This is a genomic window from Janthinobacterium sp. EB271-G4-3-2, assembly GCF_020858035.1.
GTDB classification, from domain to species: Bacteria; Pseudomonadota; Gammaproteobacteria; order Burkholderiales; family Burkholderiaceae_D; genus Janthinobacterium; species Janthinobacterium aestuarii.
Map to the genome: position 1 here is coordinate 540,184 of NZ_JACYMG010000002.1, position 18,434 is coordinate 558,617.

Genomic DNA, 18,434 nt, shown 5'->3' on the forward strand with positions numbered 1-18,434 from the left:
GTGGCGCGTCCCACCACCACCCCAACAGCAAGGAGCAGCATGAAAATTTCAGCCCGCAGCAGCGGCGGCTTTGCCGGCCTGAGCGAACAATATGAGATCGATACGCAAGCCCATCCGGCTGGCCCCGGGCTGGAAGCGGCACTGGCCAGCAGCGGCTTTTTCACGCACGCACAGGCGGAGGGCGAACAGCTGGGCGCTGATATTCCCCGCTGGCAGATCACGGTCGATGCGCCCACCGCGCGCCGCACCATCACGTTTGCCGAGGATGGCAGTGCTGAAAATGCACGTTGGCAGCAATTGCTGACGCAAATACGCGCCAGCGCCTGACTATTCCGGCACTTGTGGCACTTATTTTTACCGATCTTGATTTGGGTAAAACAAAAACACCACACGGCAAGTCAGCATGCCGCCCGCCGGGCCCCCTGCCGCATCGGGCGACTGTCGCTTTCTTGCCGCGTTCTTCATCGCAACGTCCCGGATAGTCGCTGAATTACCCGCCCTGCGCGGCAACGTCACTGCCAAAAAATGAATTTGCTTATATGTATTGTATATAAGCGGGATTTGTGAGAAATAGCGAATTGCCTTAAAATACAATGCTTTGCTTTAGTATGCGCCGCCGAGGTTCCTGCAGGCGCGACAGCACCTCCCCCAAAAATTGATAGGACTGTTATGACCCACGTTGTCACCGAATCCTGCATCGCCTGTCGCTATACCGACTGCGTCGATGTCTGCCCGGTAGATTGTTTCCGGGAAGGCCCGAACTTCCTGGCAATCGATCCGGACGAATGTATTGACTGCGCCGTCTGCGTGGCAGAGTGCCCGGTGAACGCGATTTTCGCGGAAGAAGACGTGCCGGGCGACCAGCAAGCGTTCATCAAGATCAACGTCGATCTGGCGCGTAACTGGCCTTCGATCACCAAGACGAAAGCTGCCTTGCCGGAAGCCGAGCAATACAAGGACGTCAAGGACAAGCTCGACATGCTGGTGCGCTAAGCGCACGGCAGCTGCGGCGGCGGTTCTTGCGGGGGAGACTCTTCCCCCAGGGGCGTAGCGGCAAAAAACAGACAAAAAGCAGCGGAAACGCTGCTTTTTTTGCTTTTAAAGCATAGTTGCAGGTCTATTCATGCAAGTGTGGCGCGCTGTCACAACTATGCGCAAACAGTGGACCTATGCGCGGTAAAGCACATTTTGTCCTCAACAAATATCGTAAAATTGGATTATGATATTTGAGCCGATATTGGCGCTTGGAATCAAACAAGGACTCTATATGCTTTACCAACTGCACGAACTGCAACGCTCTTTCCTCACTCCGGTGATGCAATGGGCAGACATGTCCTCCAAGTTATTTACCAACCCGGTTTCACCACTGGCCCACACCCCGTTTTCGCAACGCATCGCAGCCGGCTACGAGCTGATGTACCGCCTTGGCAAAGACTACGAAAAACCGCAATTCGACATCCAATCCGTTCTCGTCAAAGGCGAGAGCGTCGACATCCGCGAACACGTTGTCGTGACAAAACCGTTTTGCCGCCTGATTCACTTCAAAAAAGAAACCACTGGCTTGCAACAGCCCAAAGTTTTGCTGGTTGCCCCCCTGTCCGGTCACCACTCGACCCTGCTGCGCGATACCGTGCGCGGCTTGCTGGCCGAGCACGATGTCTACATCACCGACTGGACGGACGCGCGCATGGTACCGCTGACGGAAGGCCCGTTCCACCTGGACGACTACATTTATTATGTGCAGGAATTCATCCGTCTGCTGGCGCCTGACTTGCACGTGATTTCCGTCTGTCAACCGACCGTGCCCGTGCTGGCCGCCATCTCGCTGATGGCGACGGCCAAAGATCCGCACATGCCGAAAACCATGACGATGATGGGCGGCCCGATCGATCCGCGCCGCTCGCCCACGCAAGTGAACAACCTGGCGACGGAAAAGAAATTCTCGTGGTTTGAAAACACCGTGATCTACGCGGTGCCGCCGAACTATCCGGGCTTTGGCCGCAAGGTCTATCCGGGCTTCCTGCAGCACGCCGGTTTCATCGCCATGAATCCGGGCCGCCACGCGCAAAGCCACCGCGAGTTCTACATGCACCTGGTGACGGGCGACGACGAGCCGGCGGAAGGCCATCGCCAGTTCTACAACGAGTACAACGCCGTGCTGGACATGCCGGCCGAGTACTACCTGGAAACGATTAAAACGGTTTTCCAGGAATTCAGCCTGCCGAGGGGCACATGGAAAGTGGGCGGCCAGCTGGTGCGTCCGCAAGACATCACGAACGTGGCGCTGTTCACGGTAGAAGGCGAGCTGGATGACATTTCCGGCGCCGGCCAGACGCAGGCGGCGCATGACTTGTGCTCCGGCATTCCTGCCGAGATGCAGCAAGACTTCGTGGCGCCGAAATGCGGCCACTACGGCATCTTCTCGGGCCGCCGCTGGCGCGAAATCATTTGCCCGAAAATCGGCGAATTCATTCAGAAACACGGCTGATACACGGCATCTCCATCAAAACGCCACGCCAGTTCACACTGGCGTGGCGTTTTCTTTTATGCACGTGCAACAGCGGCGCCACACGTCAGTGGGAGGTCAGGGGGACGATGGGGCCGTGGCCAGGCTCTGGTCGAGCCGCTTCCAGTAATCGCGTTCGAGGCGGGCCGTGTCGACATCGCGCGCCGCCTCGTTGAAGCGCTTTTGCCACAGCGCGCCTTGGGCATCGCGCTGGAAGCACACGTGCACGGGGCGCTCCTTGAAGACGGACTCGATGATGCCGATGCGTTCCCGTTCAGCCTTGCTGAAGTTGCGCCCCATCAGCAAATGCTGCAGGACATGGCGCTCGATGACGATCACGCGGTAGCGCTTGATCAACAGCTTCTTCAGATTCGTCGCGTCGTTCAAGCCCTCTTCCGTCTTCAGCTCGCCACGCGCCACCATGCCATCGAACTGTTCTCCATTCGCATAGCCGGCCACGGTGCCGATGCGCAGCTTGCCCAGATCGGCCAGGCTGGCGCCGGGCGCGCCATCCTCCTTCAAATAGGCCAGCACACCCTGCGTGGTACCAACCGGAACAGAAAAGTGGCAGAGCTTTTCCCGTTCCGGCGTGCGCCAGACGGCCAGCAGCCCGGCGTAGCGGGGACTGGCCAGGCCAAACTGCATGGCGCGCTTCCAGGGGAAATATTCATACTTGACCGCATAACCGAGGCGCTCGAAGATGGCGCTGACCATGGCGCCCGACATGCCGTCGGCAGGCAGGCTGCGGGAAATGAAGGGCGGCCAGTCCTCCGCCGCGAAGCGGACGATGCGCGAGCTCGCAGCGCCCTGCGCCGCCATGGAGGTAGCCGCCTGCCCATGTGCAAGGGCAAGCGAAGCGTGCATGAACAAACAGAAGGGCAAACCAACTGTCCGGAGGAAACGCATGTTTGGCTCCTATGGCCTGGCGCGCATTGCAATGCTGGTGCGGCAACAGGACTGGCGGTCGGCTTTTTTTATTACTGACTTGATAAATCATGCTCCCACAAAAGAAAGAAATTGCAAAGTTGTTTATTTGCACTTTGACATTCCCGTGGGAAATAAAATACGATTGCGGCGCGGCAGCAACAGGCCACCTTGGCACACCTTATCCCCTGTCACGAAACAGGTTTTTACTTGTGCGCGCGCCAGATGGCCGATAATGGCGTTTTACCGTATCGAAGATGACCGTGCCGCATCCCGCCTCTCCCTCACTTGCCGACCAGATTGAAGACTTGCTGCCGCAAACGCAATGCACCAAATGCGGCTACAACGGCTGCCGCCCGTATGCGGAAGCGATAGCCGCCGGCAGCGCCGACATCAACCAGTGCCCACCGGGCGGCGTGCAAGGCATCGCGCGCCTGGCCGGCTTGCTGGGCAAAAAAGTTATTCCGCTCAATCCCGTCAACGGCCTCGAACGTCCGCGATCTGTCGCCTATATCGACGAATCGCTGTGTATCGGCTGTACCCTGTGCATCCAGGCCTGCCCCGTGGACGCCATCGTCGGCGCCGCCAAGCAGATGCATACGGTGGTCACTAGCCTGTGTACGGGCTGCGACCTGTGCGTGGCGCCCTGCCCCGTCGACTGCATCGTCATGTACCCGGTCAGCGGCGATGCCACGGGCTGGGATGCCTGGAGCCAGGCAGAGGCCGACGACGCGCGCGCGCGCCACGATTTCCGCACGCAGCGCCTGCGCCGCGAAGCCGAGGCCAACGACGCGCGCCTGGCCGCCAAGGCCGTCGCCAAGATGCAGGAAGTGACACAGGAAGCGCCCGTCACGCCAGATGAACAGGCAGAAAAGGAGCGCAAGCGCGCCATCATTGCCGCCGCCATGGAGCGCGCGCGCGCCAAGGCCGCTGCCGCCAGCACGGATACCGCCCCGCCAGCCCCCAACACGCCGAAAAAAGACGCATGAACGCCGCCAAACGCCTGGAAATCTTTACGCGCTTTCGCGCCGCCAATCCTTCCCCGAAAACGGAACTCGAATACACGACGCCGTTCGAGCTGCTGATCGCCGTGCTGCTGTCGGCGCAGGCGACGGACGTGTCCGTCAACAAGGCGACCCGCTTGCTGTATCCGGTCGCCAATACGCCGGCCCAGATACTGGCCCTGGGCGTCGACGAGCTGGCCAGCTACATCCGCACCATCGGCCTGTTCCGCACCAAGGCGAAGAACGTCATCGCCACCTGCCAGATCCTGCTCGATCAGCACGGCGGCGAAGTGCCGCGCGACCGCGCCTCGCTGGAAGCCTTGCCCGGCGTGGGCCGCAAGACGGCCAATGTGGTCATGAACACGGCGTTTGGCGAACCGACGATGGCCGTCGACACGCACATCTTCCGCGTCTCGAACCGCACCGGCATCGCGCCGGGCAAGAATGTCGATATCGTCGAGCAAAAGTTATTGAAGTTCGTACCGAAAGAATTCCTGCACGACGCCCACCACTGGCTGATCCTGCACGGCCGCTACACATGCACGGCGCGCAAGCCGCAATGCTGGAACTGCATGATAGCCGACCTGTGCGACTACAAGGACAAGTCGCCGATGCCGGCCGTGGTGTAAGCAACGGCCCGAATAGGGCCGATGGAGTCGCTGCGTAGGTCGGATTAGGCGCAAGGCGCCGTAATCCGACGACCTTGTTGGCCGGTGGTGGCGTCGGATTACGCGGCGTTCGCCGCTAATCCGACCTACAGCAACACCATATTATCGCGGTGAATCAGCTCATGGCCTTCCATGTAGCCGAGGATGGACTCGATCTCGGTGGACGGCTTGCGCATGATGCGGCGCGCTTCGCCGCTCGTGTAGTTCGACAGGCCGCGCGCCACGGGCACGCCGTCCACGTCGACGCAGGTGATCACGGCGCCGCGGCCGAATTCGCCATTCACGCCCGTCACGCCGATCGGCAACAGCGACTTGCCTTCCTGGCGCAGCTTTTGCACGGCGCCCGCATCGAGCACGACGGCGCCGGCCGTATGCAGATGATCGGCCATCCACTGCTTGCGCGCCGTCAATTGCCCCGTTTGCGCCAGCAACTGCGTGCCGATCGCTTCGCCCTGGGCCAGGCGGCTGAGCACGTCGCTGTCGCGGCCCCAGGCGATGATCGTGTGGGCGCCGGACTTGGCGGCGCGCTTGGCGGCGAGGATTTTCGTCAGCATGCCGCCACGCCCCAGGCTGCTGCCGGCGCCGCCGGCCATCGCTTCGAGGGCCGGATCGCCGGCGATGCCTTGCGTAATCAGGTAAGCGTTCGGGTCCTTGCGCGGGTCGGCCGAGAACAGGCCGTGCTGGTCCGTCAGGATGACCAGCGCATCGGCTTCGATCAGGTTGGCAACCAGGGCGCCCAAGGTATCGTTGTCGCCGAACTTGATTTCATCGGTGACGACCGTGTCGTTTTCATTGATGATCGGCACCACGCCCAGGCGCAGCAAGGTCGTCAGGGTGGAGCGGGCATTGAGGTAGCGTTCGCGGTCGGCCAGGTCGGCATGCGTGAGCAGCACTTGCGCCGTGCCGAGGCTGTGGGCGCGAAAGCTGCTTTCATAGATTTGCGCCAGGCCCATCTGGCCGACGGCGGCGCATGCCTGCAATTCGTGGATATCGGTGGGACGCTGATCGAAACCAAGACGCAGCATGCCTTCGGCGATGGCGCCGGAGCTCACGAGCACGACTTCCTTGCCCAGGGCGCGCAAGCCGGAAATCTGCGCGGCCCAGCGCGCGATGGCGGCATGGTCGAGCCCGCGACCATCGTTGGTGACCAGCGAGGAGCCGACTTTGATGATGATGCGGGTAGCTTTTTGAATCACGGAATCCATGGGGCGGCGCTCTTCACTTAATAGACGTCAGCGCGCAGGACGCAGCAGCAGCAAGGCCAGCCCCGCCGTCAGCTCCATTGCGCACATGAACAACACAAAACCCTGGGGCAAGCCGAAGCTGATGGCCGCGAACAGACGGCCGGCGGGCTGCGCCAGGAGCAACATTGCTGTGATATCGCCGAGGACAGGCGGTTCGCCCTGCCGTGCCGCGAACAGCGCCAGGAGCGCGGTAGCGCCCCAGACACCGACATGCGTAGCGTAGAACTGGCTGTAGCCATTGACGCCATTGAGGAAGATGCCCATGCCGGCCGCCATTGCATCGGCGAACAGCAGGCAGGCGATCGCGCTCAGCCCGTAAGCATACGCGATCAGATGCAATACACGGCGCTGCCACGCTTGCTTGCGTGCGGGCGCGGCAGCGGCCATCTGTACCGACATCAGGGTAAAGCCTTAGTCGAGGATCTTGAAACGCGGATCATCCGGGTCGATCGACGAGATACCACGTGCTTCTTCGGTCATCTGCGTTTCTTCGGCACGGCTTTCGCTGTGTTTCTTCTCTTCCAGATGCTGGTAAATCGCATTCACCAGTTCCGGGCAACCCTGATGGTTCAGCGCGGATATCTCGAAGACAGGACCCTTCCACGCGAAACGCTTGAGGAAGTCCTTGACGATCTTCTTGCGCTCTTCTTCCGGCACCATGTCGAGCTTGTTCAACACCAGCCAGCGCGGCTTGTCGACCAGCGACTCGTCGTACTTCTTCAATTCCTTGACCAGCGCCTTGGCTTCCTTGACAGGATCGACGTTGGTTTCAAACGGCGCCAGGTCAACGATGTGCAACAGCAGACCCGTACGCTGCAAGTGGCGCAGGAATTGATGGCCCAGGCCCGCGCCTTCGGAAGCGCCTTCGATCAAGCCGGGAATATCGGCGATCACAAAGCTCTTCTCGTGCGACACGCGCACCACGCCCAAGTTCGGGTGCAGGGTGGTAAATGGGTAATCGGCAATTTTCGGACGCGCGTTCGAGACGGCCGAAATGAAGGTCGACTTGCCGGCGTTCGGCATGCCCAGCAGGCCAACGTCAGCCAGTACTTTCAGTTCCAGGCGCAGTTCGCGGCGTTCGCCTTCCTTGCCCTCGCCTTTTTGGCGCGGTGCGCGGTTGGTCGAGGACTTGAAGTGGATATTGCCCCAGCCGCCTTCGCCGCCCTTGGCCAGCATTTCGGTCTGGCCGTGTTCGGTCAGATCAGCCAGGATTTCGCCGCTCGCGTTGTCGATGATCAAGGTGCCGACCGGCATGCGCAGGTGGATATCATCGGCGCCCTTGCCATAGCAATCTGCGCCACGGCCAGGCTCGCCATTGCGAGCCTTGTGCATTTTGGAGAAGCGGAAATCGACGAGCGTGTTGATATTGCGGTCGGCGACTGCCCAAATGGTGCCGCCCTTGCCGCCATCGCCGCCATCGGGACCGCCGAAAGGCCGGAATTTTTCACGGCAGAAAGAGGCGCAGCCGTTGCCGCCATCGCCCGCGATGACTTCGATTTTTGCTTCGTCGATAAACTTCATAATTTGGCCGCCATAAAACTAAAAAGGCTCTACCTTGGGCAGAGCCTTTCGATTGAAGGCTTGCGCCTTACATCATGCGATCATTGCAGAGCGAACTGGCGCTCCGCAGTGAATTACGCTGGTACTGCTTCGTTTGGTACAACGGTCACGAATTGCTTCGAGCCGGCACCTTTGACAACGAACTTCACTTTGCCCGCGATCAGCGCGAACAACGTGTGGTCCTTGCCCATGCCTACGCCTTCGCCGGCGCGCACTGGGGTGCCGCGTTGACGAATGATGATGCCGCCAGCATTGATAGCTTGGCCGCCGTAGACTTTAACGCCCAGACGCTTTGATTCTGAATCACGGCCGTTTCGCGTTGTGCCGCCGCCTTTTTTATGTGCCATTTAAGACTCCTTGATAGCTGATTAATTCAAACAGCGGCGATTAGCCGTTGATCGAAACGATTTGGATTTCGGTAAAATTCTGGCGATGGCCTTGATGCTTCTGGTAGTGCTTACGACGACGCATCTTGAAAATTTTGACCTTATCATGGCGACCATGCGCCACAACCGTAACCAGTACCGTTGCACCTTCGACCAATGGAGCACCAAACTTGATGCTGTCGCCCGCGCCTACTGCGAGAACTTGATCGATGGTGATTTCGGAACCAATGTCTGCCGGTATCTGTTCTACTTTAAGTTTTTCGCCAGCGACAACTTTGTATTGTTTGCCACCGGTTTTTATGACCGCGTACATGATTTGAAACCTCATCAAATGTTGAAAGAATTTGTCCCATTGCCGTGCAAAGCAAGCCGTACACAACAGGGGGAACCAGCGATTATACACGGACTGAGAAATTGCGTCAAAAACTATTCACAAAGGCCGATGATCGTGGTATGTCGACAACCCGGCCATCATGTCAGGCTTGCGCCAGGCGGACAACAAAACGCGCGCCAGTGCCAACCAGATCAATCAATTGCCCTACAGCCATAGGCAAACGTCACGCACGCGCAAGCCTTGTCGTATAATCGCGGCACCCACAATCTAATGCAGGTTCGCCTTGTCTGACGCTAACAAACACGTTAACCAAAACACCATCGTGCAAACGATTGCCGCCGATATGGACGCAGTCAATACGGTGATCCGCCAAAAGTTGCACTCCGATGTGATTCTGATCAACCAGATCGCTGAATACATCATCAGCGCAGGCGGCAAACGCATCCGTCCCGTGCTGATTTTGCTGGTGGCTAATGCCCACGCCTATCGCGGCACGGCGCACCATGAACTGGCCGCCGTGGTCGAATTCATCCACACGGCCACCCTGCTGCACGACGACGTCGTCGATGAATCGTCGATGCGCCGCGGACGCCAGACGGCCAATGCCCTGTTCGGCAATGCCGCGTCGGTGCTGGTGGGCGACTTCCTGCACTCGCGCTCGTTCCAGCTGATGGTGTCGCTCAATAATATGCGCGTCATGCAAATCCTCTCGGACGCCACCAACGTGATCGCCGAAGGCGAAGTGCTGCAGTTGCTGAACATGCACGATCCGGACGTGACACAAGAAAGCTATTTGAACGTCATCCGCTCGAAGACGGCCAAGCTGTTCGAAGCGTCGGCGCAACTGGGCGCCCTGATCGCCGGCGCCAGCGAAGACGATATCGAAGCGGCCGCCGAGTACGGCCGTTCGCTGGGCACGGCTTTCCAGCTGATCGACGACGTGCTTGACTATGCGGGCGACGCCGCCGAAATCGGCAAGAACGTGGGCGACGACCTGCGCGAAGGCAAACCGACCATGCCGCTGATCTGGCTGATGGAAAACGGCACGCCGGAACAGCGCGAACTGGTACGCAGCTGCATCGAGCAAGGCGACGAACAGCATTTCGACACCGTCCTGACGGCCATCACCAGCAGCGGCGCCCTCGACTACACGCGCAAGCAGGCGGAAATCGCCGGCCAGCGCGCCGCCGACGCCATCGCCGGCTGGCCGGACAGCGTCTACAAGCAATCGATGCTGCAACTGTGCTCGTTTGCCGTGGACCGCAATCACTGATCGCGTTTTATTATATGCAATACAAAACGGCGCCACTGGCGCCGTTTTTTTATTTCACCGGCTTGCCGTCGGCGCCGACCACGGCCTGGCCATCTTCCTTGGCAAATGCGCCTTGCTGCGGCAGCGGCAGGATTTCCAGCACTTTTTCCGACGGCCGGCACAGGCGCACGCCCAGTTCCGTGACGACGATGGGACGGTTGATCAAAATAGGATGGGCTTGCATGGCGTCCAGCAGGGCAGCATCGCTGAGCTCAGGATTGACCAGGCCCAGCTCGTCGTACAGGGCGCCCTTGTCGCGCATGACGGCGCGCACGGACAGACCCGCGCGCGCGATCAGGTCGACCAGCTCCTCGCGCGTCGGCGGATGCTTGACGTAATCGATGATGACGGGCTCTACGCCCGTGTTGCGGATCAGGGCCAGGGTATTGCGCGACGTGCCGCACGCCGTGTTGTGATAAATCGTGATCGTCATGTCGTGATGTCCTTCAATAAATGTGGTTCGCTGACGCAGCAAGGCGCGCCAGCACAGCAGTTCTCGGTCAAAAAGGCCAGCAAGCCGTTCATGCCCGCATAGTTGGCGGCGTAGATGATGGAGCGGCCCGCCTTGCTCGCCGTCACCAGATTGGCGTGCGCCAGTTCTTTCAGGTGAAACGACAGCGACGAGGGCGCAATGGCCAGCGCTTCGGCGATTTTCGTCGCGGCCATGCCTCCCGGTCCCGCTTGCACCAGCAGGCGGAACACGGCCAGCCGCGATTCCTGCGCCAGCGCGGCCAGGGCTGCGATGGCGGCCGTGCTCGTCAGTGGCTCGGCTTGCACCGTAATTGATTTTTCATTTTCCATATTTCAATAATAGTCGAATTATTGAATCATTTCAAGCGAGGTGTCTTACGTAACCCAGCGCACCGACTGTCATGGCCTATCAGTCTACCTTGATGAAAAAATCATTGCGATTGGCTTACCATGACACGCTCAACCCCGCTCAAAATCCTCGGCTGGAGCCTGGCCGCCCTGCTCGCCCTCATCACCATTGTGGTCATCTTCGTGCTGACCTTCGACTGGAACCGCGCCCGCCCCTACATCAACGAGAAGGTGTCGGAAAGCACGGGCCGCAGCTTCGTCATCGGCGGCGACCTGCAGGTGAAATGGCAGCAGGGGCTGAAGACGGAGCCGGGCTGGCGCCGCTACGTGCCGCGCCCCGTCATCAGCGCGCAGGACGTGCGCATGAGCAACCCGGACTGGGCGACGGCCGGCCCGCAACTGGCCAGCGCGAAACGCATCGACGTGGCCATCCATCCCTTGCCCCTGTTGCAGCACAGAGTGGTGCTGACGGACCTGGCGCTCGAGGCACCCAGTATTGCCCTGCAACGGCGCGCCGATGGCAGCAACAGCTGGACCCTGAAAAACAACGGCCCTTCGGCATGGGACGTGGAAATCCAGCGCATGGCCTTCGGCGACGGCGTCATCCGCTATCTGGACGAGGGCATCACCCTCGACGTGCACGCCAAGGTCAGCTCGACGGCGCCCGACGCCACGCCCGGCGATGCGCCAGGCAATGCGCCCGTGCAGAAATACGGCATCGCCTTCACCCTGGGCGGCAGCTACCGCAAGGCGCCCGTGACAGGCGGCGGCAAGGCGGGCGCCGTGCTGTCATTGACCGACAACCACACCGTGTATCCCGTGCAGGCGCATGCCGTGCTGGGCAAGAACAAGGCCAGCATCGATGGCACGCTGACGGACCCGCGCTCGCTGTCCGGCATCGATTTGCAGCTGAGCCTGGCCGGCGCCAGCATGGCCGACCTGTACCCGCTGACGGGCGTGCTGCTGCCGGAAACGCCGGACTACGCGACCAAGGGTCGCCTGCTGGGCAAGAAGGACGGTGCCAGCTGGAACTGGACCTACCAGAATTTCAAAGGCACGGTGGGCCAGAGCGACCTGGCCGGCACCCTGCAATATCTGCCGCGCCGGCCCCGGCCCCTGCTGCGCGGCGAAGTGACGTCGCAGCAGCTGCGCCTGGAAGACCTGGGCCCCACCATCGGTGCCGAAAGCAATGCGCGCAAACAGGCGCGCGGCAAGGCACCCGTGCAGCCCGGGAATAAAGCGTTGCCCGTGGAACAGTTCAATACGGCCAAATGGGATGCACTCGACGCCGACGTGAAATTCACGGGCAAGAAACTGGTGCGCACGCACGATATCCCGCTCAACGATATCGTCGCCAACATCCGCATGCAAGACAAGGTGCTGAGTTTGACGCCGCTCAATTTCGGCATGGCCGGCGGCAACATCACCTCGAACATCACGCTCGACGGCCGTCAAAAGACCATCGCCGCGCAAGCCAAGGTGGCGGCGCGCCACCTCAAGATACGCGAGCTGTTCCCCAAGCTGCAATCGATGCAAGCGAGCTTCGGCGAAGTGTATGGCGACGCGGCACTGACGGGCCACGGCAATTCCGTCTCGGCCATGCTGGCCAGCGCGAATGGCGAACTGGCAGCCACCGTCAGCGAAGGCTCCGTCAGCCAGTTCATGCTGGAACTGGCGGGCCTGAACCTGGCCAACGCCGTCTTCGTGAAAATCTTCGGCGACAAGCAAGTCCACCTGAACTGCCTGGCCAGCGATTTCGCCGTGACGAATGGCCAGGCCGACGTGCGCCGCTTCGTGCTCGATACGGACACGGCCGTGGTGAACATCACGGGTAACGTCAACCTGGCCACCGAAACCCTGGATCTCGACGTGCGCCCCCGTACCAAGGGCGCCCGCATCATCACCCTGCGCACGCCGCTGTACGCAAAAGGCACGTTCAAGAACCCGGACGTGGGCCCGCAAAAAGGCCCGCTGGCATTGAAAGCCGGCGCCGCCGTTGCCCTGGCCACCGCCGTCACGCCGCTGGCCGCCCTGCTGCCGCTGGTCAACGTCGACAAAGCCCCCGACACGGACTGCGCCGCCGTCATGGCGCAAGCCAACGCCACGCGCAAGGCCCCGACTTCGCCCGCGACGAATGCGCCAGCGAAAAAAGTCAGCGAAGCGGACATCAAGAAGGCGCAGCAGGAAAAGAAATAAGCAGGCTTGCAACAAACAAGCTTGATGCAGCCGCTTGAAACCCGCCCCGCCATCTGCTGTAATGAAGAAAAGCGGGGTGTGGCTCAGCCTGGTAGAGCGCTGCGTTCGGGACGCAGAGGCCGGAGGTTCGAATCCTCTCACCCCGACCAGCCGTTTCCCCTTGCTGTGCCGGCTGAAGCTGCGGGTACCTTGACCCACGCGTTGGTGCGTTGCCGGGAAGTATGATATTAATTGCATCATTAATATCCTGCTCACTTCTCGCGCAAGGGCCTCACCGATGTCTTTCCTGATAGTTCTGGCCGCATTGGCCTTCCTCATGCTGGCTGCCTACCGGGGCTACAGCGTGATCCTGTTTGCGCCCGTCGCCGCGCTCGGCGCCGTGCTGCTGACCGATCCGTCGGCCGTGCCGGCCGTCTTCAGCGGCATCTTCATGGAAAAGATGGTGGGATTTATCAAGCTGTATTTCCCCGTCTTTTTGCTCGGCGCCGTGTTCGGCAAGCTGATCGAGCTGTCCGGCTTTTCCCAGTCCATCGTCGTGGCGGCCATCCGCTATATCGGCAGTGCGCGCGCGAATGCCGTCATCGTCGCCGTGTGCGCCGCCCTGACCTATGGCGGCGTGTCGCTGTTCGTGGTGGTGTTTGCCGTGTATCCTTTCGCGGCCGAGCTGTACCGCCAGAGCAATATCCCCAAGCGGCTGATGCCGGGCGCCATTGCCCTGGGCGCGTTCTCGTTCACCATGGACACCTTACCGGGCACGCCGCAAATCCAGAACATCATCCCGACCACCTTTTTCAACACGACCGGCTGGGCCGCGCCGTGGCTGGGCACCATCGGCGCCGTGCTGACGGTGATCATGGGACTGGCTTTCCTCGAATGGCGCCGCCGCTCCGTCATGGCGACGGGCGAAGGCTATGGGGCCGAGGCCGACAAGGCCACGGCCGGCGTGGGCGACCTGCCCCATCCGCTGCTGTCGGTGGCGCCTTTGGTGCTGGTGGGCGTGGCCAACTTCGCGCTGACCAAACTGATTCCCCAATGGTACGGCGCCAGTTACGTGCTCACCGCCGAGGCCCTGCCGGGCTTGCATGCGCCCGTGTCGACGTCGATCGGCGCCGTGACCGGTATCTGGGCCGTGGAAGGCGCCTTGCTGCTGGGAATTTTGCTCGTCTGCGCGACGGCCTTCGGGCGCATCCGCGCCGCGTTTGCCGAAGGCACCAAGGCGGCCGTGGGCGGCGCCTTGCTGGCGGCCATGAATACGGCGTCCGAGTATGGTTTCGGCGGCGTCATCGCCGCCCTGCCCGGTTTTCTTGCCGTCAGCAATACCTTGCGCAGCGTGCCCGATCCGCTCGTCAACGCGGCCGTGTCCGTCACGACCCTGGCCGGCATCACGGGCTCGGCCTCGGGCGGCATGAGTATCGCGCTGGCCGCCATGTCGGACAGTTTTATCCAGGCCGCGCAGCAGGCACATATTCCGCTCGAAGTCATGCACCGCGTGGTGGCCATGGCCAGCGGCGGCATGGATACCCTGCCGCACAATGGCGCCGTGATCACCCTGCTGGCCGTCACGGGCCTCACGCACCGCCAGTCCTACCGCGACATTTTCGGCATCACCGTCATCAAGACGGTGGCCGTGTTCCTCGTCATTGCCATCTATTACATGACGGGACTGGTCTGAGGGTTGGGGTAGGCTACAGCCGCGACGACGATGCCGGCTTCGCCAACGCTTGCGCCGGCTTGAACAGATGGCTGATGCCCATGGTCAGCATCGGGCCGGCCAGCGCCAGGTAGGAACTGTCCACGCCATACGGATTGCCCGCCAGGAACCAGCCGATGGTGGCGATCACCGAGACGATCACGCCGACAAAGGCGCCGCGCGGCGTGCCGAATTTCGGCGCATAGAAGGCCATCAGCACTAGCACGGCCAGGGTGGCGCGCAGGGCCTTGCCCAGGAAGGCGATCATCAGCAGTTTTTCCGCATACAGCGCCAGCACCAGCGGCAGCAGGCCGGCCACGACGATGGCGATGCGCAGGAACATCAGCGATTTCGCGTCGTTCTTCGCTTTGTTGTACCAGGGATCATAAAAATCCTTCATGGCCAGGGTGGCCGATGCCAGGGTGGTGGCGGAAATGCCGCCGAACAGGGCACCGGCCAGGCCCACGATCATGATGCTGGCGGAAAACGCCGGCATGTGGGCGATCATCGTGGGAAACGCGTCGATCGACTTCATGCCCGGATACAGCACGGCGCTGCACATGCCGATCAGGGCCGCCATCAGGCCGAACGGGATCATCAGCGACGACACGTAATAGCAGGCGCGCTTGGCCACGGCCGGATTGTCCGTGCTGACCAGGGCCTGGATCACATATTGCGTGGCGAAAATGGAACCGATGCCGCCGATCATCCAGGCGATGATCTGGCCCCAGCCGATCTCGACCCAGTTGAACATCTTGGCCGGCAATTGCGCCTGCAGCGCGCCGATGCCGCCCGTTGCTTCCAGCGCATACGCGAGCGCCAGGATCACGCCCAGGTATTTGACGATGGAATGGGCAAAGTTGGTGTACACGACCGAACGCATGCCGCCCAGGCTGACATAGATGACGGTGATGGCGCCCACCAGCAAGATGGCCACCGTTTTGTTGATGTGCAACACGGCCGCCAGCACGGCGCCGCCGCTCGCATACAGGGCCACGGCAACGATGCTCAGCGCGACGATGGTGAGGATGGACGCCGCATAGCGCACGGGCTCGCCATACGTTTGCGCGAGGATGCCGGAAATCGTCGACTGCCCGCTTTCCTTGTATTTTTTCACCAGCACGATGGCCAGCAGGAAAAAGCCCAGCGACAACGCCACCAGATTCCAGGCCGCGGAAATGCCCAGTTCATAGCCCTTCTGGGCCGTGCCGATGCTGACGGAACTGCCGATGAATTCCGACAGCAGCAAGGCGCCGATCAGGAAGGCGGGATAATTGCGCCCGCCCGCCGTCATGCCCTCGGCGCTGTTGGCATGCTTGCGCACGCTATAGGTAATGTACGACATGAGGGCGAAATAGCCCACCGTGACCGCAGCGATAATGATCAATCTGTTTTCCATCCGTCTACTCCAAGTCTGCTTTTCTTATTATTATTTTTCAAGAAAGCTTCCCCTGCCGCATGCCGGACCAGCCGGCGGTGGTGCTCAGGGGAAAACCACATTCCCGCCATACCGATACGGTACAGCAAGCCTCACAATAAAAATGTCCGCAACTGCGCCGTAAACATGTCCGCCGCCTCGATGTTCGAGATATGCGAGGCGGGCAGGCTTGCCAGGCGGGCGCCCGCGATCTGCTGCTGCAGCCAGCGCCCGTCGTCGATGGTGGTCACGGGATCGTGCTCGCCCGCGATGATCAAGGTCGGCACGGCGATCGCGCCGACGCCATCGTGCAAGTCCGTCTGGGCCAGCACGTCGCAACAGGCCGCGTAACCGCCCGCATCCTGGCCGTGCAAGATGCCGGTCAGGCGCGCCACCGTGTCCGCTTCGCGTTCGATAAACTGCGGCGTGAACCAGCGCGTGGCGGCGCTCTCGGCCACCGCGGCCATGCCGTCGCGGCGCACTTGCTCCGCCCGTAACTGCCACGGCGCCGCGCCGCCGATGCGCGCCGCCGTATTGGCCAGCACGAGGCGCGTCAAGCGCCGCGGCCGGTGTATGCCCAGCCACTGGCCCGTCAAGCCGCCCATGGAAATGCCGCAGAAGGCGGCACGCTCCACATCGAGGTGGTCGAGCAGCGCCGCCACGTCCAGCCCCAGCCGGTCGATGCCGAACGGCGCGCCGCCGCTGGCCGACCGGCCATGGCCGCGCGTATCGTAGCGCACGACAAAAAAGTCGCCGGCCAGCGCGGCCGCCTGCGCATCCCACATGGACAGGTCCGTGCCGAGGGAATTCGACAGAACCAGGCAAGGCTTGCCGCGCTCGCCATCCGTGCGGTAATGCAAGCCGATACCATCCACGTCGCACGTTTTCCCGATCGTGTCGTTGCCTATCTGCGTCATGGCATGCCTCCTCAGGAATCGCCGTCGCGCACCGACGAGGGATGGCGGCACAGCGGCATCACGTCGATCTGCATGTAGGGGAACAGCGGCAGGGAGGTCAGCAAATTATGCAGCTCGTCCACGCTGTCCACGTCGAAGACGCTGACGTTCGCGTACTGGCCGGCGATACGCCACAGGTGGCGCCACTTGCCCTCGTGCTGCAGGCGCTGCGCCAGTTCCTTTTCCGTCTGTTTCAGTTGCGCCGCCTGCTCGGCGGGCATGCTCAATGGCAGGTTCACGTTCATACGTACATGGAATAACATGGTTTCTCCTATTGACGCTGCATGGATCGCAGCTTGTCCATATCGATCTCGACGCCCAGGCCCGGGCCTGTCGGCACCTGCAGCATGAAGTCGCGGTACACGAGCGGCTCGCGCAAGACCTCCTGCGTCAGCAGCAAAGGCCCGAACAGCTCCGTGCCCCAGGCCAGTTCCGCGAACGTGGAGCAGACGTGGGCCGTGGCGGCCGTGCCGACGCCGCCTTCGAGCATGGTGCCGCCGTACAGGCCCACCCCCGCCAGGCGCGCCACGGTGGCCACTTCCAGCGCCGGCAGCAAGCCGCCCGACTGGGTGATCTTCACCGCGTACACGTCGGCCGCGTCGGCCTGCGCCAGCGCCAGCGCGTCGGCGGGACCGTGCAAGGCTTCGTCGGCCATGATGGCCACGTCGAAGCGCTGCTTCAGGCGCGCCAGCGCGGCGCGGTTGCCGGCCTTGACCGGTTGCTCGATCAGGTCGACGCCGCCCGCTTCCAGTGCGGCGATGCCGCGCACGGCGTCCGTCTCGCTCCAGGCCTGGTTGACGTCGACGCGCACGCTGGCGCGTTCGCCCAGCGCCCGCTTGATCTCCAGCACGTGGGCTACGTCATCCATCACGTCGCGCAAGCCGATCTTCAGCTTGAAGATGCGGTGGCGGCGCAGTTCCAGCATGTTTTCCCCTTCGGCGATATCGCGCGCCGTGTCGCCGCTGGCCAGCACCCAGGCCACGGGCAGCGCATCGCGCACGCGGCCGCCCAGCAATTCCGACAGCGGCACGTTCAGGCGGCGCGCCTGGGCGTCCAGCAGGGCCGTCTCGATCGCGCACTTGGCGAAGCGGTTGCCCTGGATGACCTTGCGCACCCTGGCCATGGCCTTGGCCACTGCACTCGCTTCCATGCCGACCAGCAGCGGCGCGATATAGGTATCGATATTCGTCTTGATGCTTTCCGGGCTTTCGCCGCCGTAGCCCAGGCCGCCGATGGTGGTCGCTTCGCCCCAGCCCGTGATGCCGTCGGCGCAGCGCAGCCGCACCAGCACCAGGGTTTGCGTATTCATGGTGGCGACCGACATGCGGTGCGGGCGGATGGTAGGCACATCGACCAGGTAGGTCTCGATATTTTGAATCATATTTATTCCGTATAATTCTGTGGAGTGGTGACACGAT

The 18,434-nt window shown here is 61.7% G+C and carries 21 protein-coding genes and 1 tRNA gene; 10 read left to right on the plus strand and 12 right to left on the minus strand.

The annotated features are described in order from the left end of the window. Positions 1–39 precede the first annotated feature (39 nt). The 3 genes from IGS55_RS07455 to IGS55_RS07465 all read left to right on the plus strand — a co-directional run bounded on the left by IGS55_RS07455 (position 40) and on the right by IGS55_RS07465 (position 2,488). Positions 40–327 carry a protealysin inhibitor emfourin gene (locus IGS55_RS07455; RefSeq protein ID WP_230515700.1) on the plus strand — a complete coding sequence of 96 codons (288 nt, stop codon included), beginning with the start codon at positions 40–42 and terminating at the stop codon, positions 325–327. 342 nt (positions 328–669) lie between these two features. After that, positions 670–993 carry a ferredoxin FdxA gene (gene fdxA / locus IGS55_RS07460; RefSeq protein ID WP_010395176.1) on the plus strand — a complete coding sequence of 108 codons (324 nt, stop codon included), beginning with the start codon at positions 670–672 and terminating at the stop codon, positions 991–993. A gap of 274 nt (positions 994–1,267) precedes the next feature. Continuing rightward, complete coding sequence (locus tag IGS55_RS07465; protein ID WP_230515701.1) at positions 1,268–2,488, plus strand: polyhydroxyalkanoate depolymerase; 1,221 nt, start codon at positions 1,268–1,270, stop codon at positions 2,486–2,488. Positions 2,489–2,584: 96 nt separating this feature from the next. On the opposite strand, the gene IGS55_RS07470 is transcribed toward IGS55_RS07465, so the two are convergent. Further along, positions 2,585–3,325, minus strand: a complete 741-nt coding sequence (locus IGS55_RS07470; RefSeq protein ID WP_230515702.1) for a substrate-binding periplasmic protein — start codon at positions 3,323–3,325, stop codon at positions 2,585–2,587. A gap of 43 nt (positions 3,326–3,368) precedes the next feature. Here IGS55_RS07470 and IGS55_RS07475 point away from each other — a divergent pair, with 43 nt between their 5' ends. From IGS55_RS07475 to nth, 3 genes are read left to right on the plus strand one after another with little or no spacing between them, the layout of a single operon-like run. After that, the gene (locus IGS55_RS07475) at positions 3,369–3,734 is read left to right on the plus strand and encodes a hypothetical protein (RefSeq protein WP_230515775.1); all 366 of its coding nucleotides are present in this window, start codon (positions 3,369–3,371) and stop codon (positions 3,732–3,734) included. Next, on the plus strand, positions 3,688–4,419 hold the full coding sequence (gene rsxB, locus IGS55_RS07480; protein ID WP_230515703.1) for an electron transport complex subunit RsxB: 732 nt from the start codon (positions 3,688–3,690) through the stop codon (positions 4,417–4,419). Before IGS55_RS07475 ends, rsxB begins: the two co-directional genes overlap by 47 nt. Beyond that, on the plus strand, positions 4,416–5,063 hold the full coding sequence (gene nth, locus IGS55_RS07485; RefSeq protein ID WP_230515704.1) for an endonuclease III: 648 nt from the start codon (positions 4,416–4,418) through the stop codon (positions 5,061–5,063). Before rsxB ends, nth begins: the two co-directional genes overlap by 4 nt. Positions 5,064–5,188: 125 nt before the next feature. Here the strand turns inward: nth and proB are convergent, their stop codons facing one another. From proB to rplU, 5 genes are all read right to left on the minus strand, one after another. Then, positions 5,189–6,307, minus strand: a complete 1,119-nt coding sequence (proB, locus tag IGS55_RS07490; protein ID WP_230515705.1) for a glutamate 5-kinase — start codon at positions 6,305–6,307, stop codon at positions 5,189–5,191. Between the two features lie 27 nt (positions 6,308–6,334). Beyond that, positions 6,335–6,745 carry a hypothetical protein gene (locus IGS55_RS07495; protein ID WP_230515706.1) on the minus strand — a complete coding sequence of 137 codons (411 nt, stop codon included), beginning with the start codon at positions 6,743–6,745 and terminating at the stop codon, positions 6,335–6,337. A 12-nt stretch (positions 6,746–6,757) separates the two neighbouring features. After that, positions 6,758–7,867, minus strand: a complete 1,110-nt coding sequence (gene obgE, locus IGS55_RS07500) for a GTPase ObgE (RefSeq protein WP_034754647.1) — start codon at positions 7,865–7,867, stop codon at positions 6,758–6,760. Positions 7,868–7,980: 113 nt separating this feature from the next. Beyond that, the gene (rpmA, locus tag IGS55_RS07505; RefSeq protein ID WP_070219281.1) at positions 7,981–8,253 is read right to left on the minus strand and encodes a 50S ribosomal protein L27; all 273 of its coding nucleotides are present in this window, start codon (positions 8,251–8,253) and stop codon (positions 7,981–7,983) included. Positions 8,254–8,293: 40 nt separating this feature from the next. Next, positions 8,294–8,605 carry a 50S ribosomal protein L21 gene (rplU, locus tag IGS55_RS07510; protein WP_034754730.1) on the minus strand — a complete coding sequence of 104 codons (312 nt, stop codon included), beginning with the start codon at positions 8,603–8,605 and terminating at the stop codon, positions 8,294–8,296. 304 nt (positions 8,606–8,909) lie between these two features. Here rplU and ispB point away from each other — a divergent pair, with 304 nt between their 5' ends. Further along, entirely contained in the window at positions 8,910–9,899 is a 990-nt protein-coding gene (gene ispB, locus IGS55_RS07515) for an octaprenyl diphosphate synthase (RefSeq protein ID WP_034754644.1), read from the plus strand. Positions 9,900–9,948: 49 nt separating this feature from the next. Here the strand turns inward: ispB and arsC are convergent, their stop codons facing one another. Beyond that, positions 9,949–10,371 carry an arsenate reductase (glutaredoxin) gene (gene arsC, locus IGS55_RS07520; RefSeq protein WP_230515708.1) on the minus strand — a complete coding sequence of 141 codons (423 nt, stop codon included), beginning with the start codon at positions 10,369–10,371 and terminating at the stop codon, positions 9,949–9,951. Beyond that, positions 10,368–10,739 carry an ArsR/SmtB family transcription factor gene (locus IGS55_RS07525; RefSeq protein ID WP_230515709.1) on the minus strand — a complete coding sequence of 124 codons (372 nt, stop codon included), beginning with the start codon at positions 10,737–10,739 and terminating at the stop codon, positions 10,368–10,370. Before IGS55_RS07525 ends, arsC begins: the two co-directional genes overlap by 4 nt. Before the next feature lie 120 nt (positions 10,740–10,859). On the opposite strand from IGS55_RS07525, the gene IGS55_RS07530 reads away from it, so the two are divergent. The 3 genes from IGS55_RS07530 (at position 10,860) to IGS55_RS07540 (ending at position 14,625) form a co-directional block, all read left to right on the plus strand. Next, a complete protein-coding gene (locus IGS55_RS07530) occupies positions 10,860–12,953 on the plus strand; it encodes an AsmA family protein (RefSeq protein WP_230515710.1) in 2,094 nt (697 codons plus the stop codon). 72 nt (positions 12,954–13,025) lie between these two features. Further along, positions 13,026–13,102: transfer RNA gene (locus IGS55_RS07535), tRNA-Pro, on the plus strand. Between the two features lie 128 nt (positions 13,103–13,230). After that, entirely contained in the window at positions 13,231–14,625 is a 1,395-nt protein-coding gene (locus IGS55_RS07540) for a GntP family permease (protein WP_230515711.1), read from the plus strand. 13 nt (positions 14,626–14,638) lie between these two features. On the opposite strand, the gene IGS55_RS07545 is transcribed toward IGS55_RS07540, so the two are convergent. The 4 genes from IGS55_RS07545 to IGS55_RS07560 form a co-directional block, all read right to left on the minus strand. Then, positions 14,639–16,042: a sodium:solute symporter family protein gene (locus IGS55_RS07545; protein ID WP_230515712.1), complete on the minus strand. Its 1,404-nt coding sequence runs from the start codon at positions 16,040–16,042 to the stop codon at positions 14,639–14,641. A 131-nt stretch (positions 16,043–16,173) separates the two neighbouring features. Next, on the minus strand, positions 16,174–16,977 hold the full coding sequence (gene pcaD / locus IGS55_RS07550) for a 3-oxoadipate enol-lactonase (protein ID WP_230515713.1): 804 nt from the start codon (positions 16,975–16,977) through the stop codon (positions 16,174–16,176). A gap of 11 nt (positions 16,978–16,988) precedes the next feature. Then, complete coding sequence (catC, locus tag IGS55_RS07555; RefSeq protein WP_230515714.1) at positions 16,989–17,279, minus strand: muconolactone Delta-isomerase; 291 nt, start codon at positions 17,277–17,279, stop codon at positions 16,989–16,991. Between the two features lie 8 nt (positions 17,280–17,287). After that, positions 17,288–18,397: a muconate/chloromuconate family cycloisomerase gene (locus IGS55_RS07560; RefSeq protein ID WP_230515715.1), complete on the minus strand. Its 1,110-nt coding sequence runs from the start codon at positions 18,395–18,397 to the stop codon at positions 17,288–17,290. Positions 18,398–18,434 lie beyond the last annotated feature (37 nt).

What these genes read in the sequence shown, in the direction of transcription:
- IGS55_RS07455 (WP_230515700.1), top strand. Translation starts at nt 40, where the DNA reads ATGAAAATTTCAGCCCGCAGCAGCGGCGGCTTTGCCGGCCTGAGCGAA.
- fdxA (WP_010395176.1), top strand. Translation starts at nt 670, where the DNA reads ATGACCCACGTTGTCACCGAATCCTGCATCGCCTGTCGCTATACCGAC.
- IGS55_RS07465 (WP_230515701.1), top strand. Translation starts at nt 1,268, where the DNA reads ATGCTTTACCAACTGCACGAACTGCAACGCTCTTTCCTCACTCCGGTG.
- IGS55_RS07470 (WP_230515702.1), bottom strand. Translation starts at nt 3,325, where the DNA reads ATGGCGGCGCAGGGCGCTGCGAGCTCGCGCATCGTCCGCTTCGCGGCG.
- IGS55_RS07475 (WP_230515775.1), top strand. Translation starts at nt 3,369, where the DNA reads ATGAACAAACAGAAGGGCAAACCAACTGTCCGGAGGAAACGCATGTTT.
- rsxB (WP_230515703.1), top strand. Translation starts at nt 3,688, where the DNA reads ATGACCGTGCCGCATCCCGCCTCTCCCTCACTTGCCGACCAGATTGAA.
- nth (WP_230515704.1), top strand. Translation starts at nt 4,416, where the DNA reads ATGAACGCCGCCAAACGCCTGGAAATCTTTACGCGCTTTCGCGCCGCC.
- proB (WP_230515705.1), bottom strand. Translation starts at nt 6,307, where the DNA reads ATGGATTCCGTGATTCAAAAAGCTACCCGCATCATCATCAAAGTCGGC.
- IGS55_RS07495 (WP_230515706.1), bottom strand. Translation starts at nt 6,745, where the DNA reads ATGTCGGTACAGATGGCCGCTGCCGCGCCCGCACGCAAGCAAGCGTGG.
- obgE (WP_034754647.1), bottom strand. Translation starts at nt 7,867, where the DNA reads ATGAAGTTTATCGACGAAGCAAAAATCGAAGTCATCGCGGGCGATGGC.
- rpmA (WP_070219281.1), bottom strand. Translation starts at nt 8,253, where the DNA reads ATGGCACATAAAAAAGGCGGCGGCACAACGCGAAACGGCCGTGATTCA.
- rplU (WP_034754730.1), bottom strand. Translation starts at nt 8,605, where the DNA reads ATGTACGCGGTCATAAAAACCGGTGGCAAACAATACAAAGTTGTCGCT.
- arsC (WP_230515708.1), bottom strand. Translation starts at nt 10,371, where the DNA reads ATGACGATCACGATTTATCACAACACGGCGTGCGGCACGTCGCGCAAT.
- IGS55_RS07525 (WP_230515709.1), bottom strand. Translation starts at nt 10,739, where the DNA reads ATGGAAAATGAAAAATCAATTACGGTGCAAGCCGAGCCACTGACGAGC.
- IGS55_RS07530 (WP_230515710.1), top strand. Translation starts at nt 10,860, where the DNA reads ATGACACGCTCAACCCCGCTCAAAATCCTCGGCTGGAGCCTGGCCGCC.
- IGS55_RS07540 (WP_230515711.1), top strand. Translation starts at nt 13,231, where the DNA reads ATGTCTTTCCTGATAGTTCTGGCCGCATTGGCCTTCCTCATGCTGGCT.
- IGS55_RS07545 (WP_230515712.1), bottom strand. Translation starts at nt 16,042, where the DNA reads ATGGAAAACAGATTGATCATTATCGCTGCGGTCACGGTGGGCTATTTC.
- pcaD (WP_230515713.1), bottom strand. Translation starts at nt 16,977, where the DNA reads ATGACGCAGATAGGCAACGACACGATCGGGAAAACGTGCGACGTGGAT.
- catC (WP_230515714.1), bottom strand. Translation starts at nt 17,279, where the DNA reads ATGTTATTCCATGTACGTATGAACGTGAACCTGCCATTGAGCATGCCC.
- IGS55_RS07560 (WP_230515715.1), bottom strand. Translation starts at nt 18,397, where the DNA reads ATGATTCAAAATATCGAGACCTACCTGGTCGATGTGCCTACCATCCGC.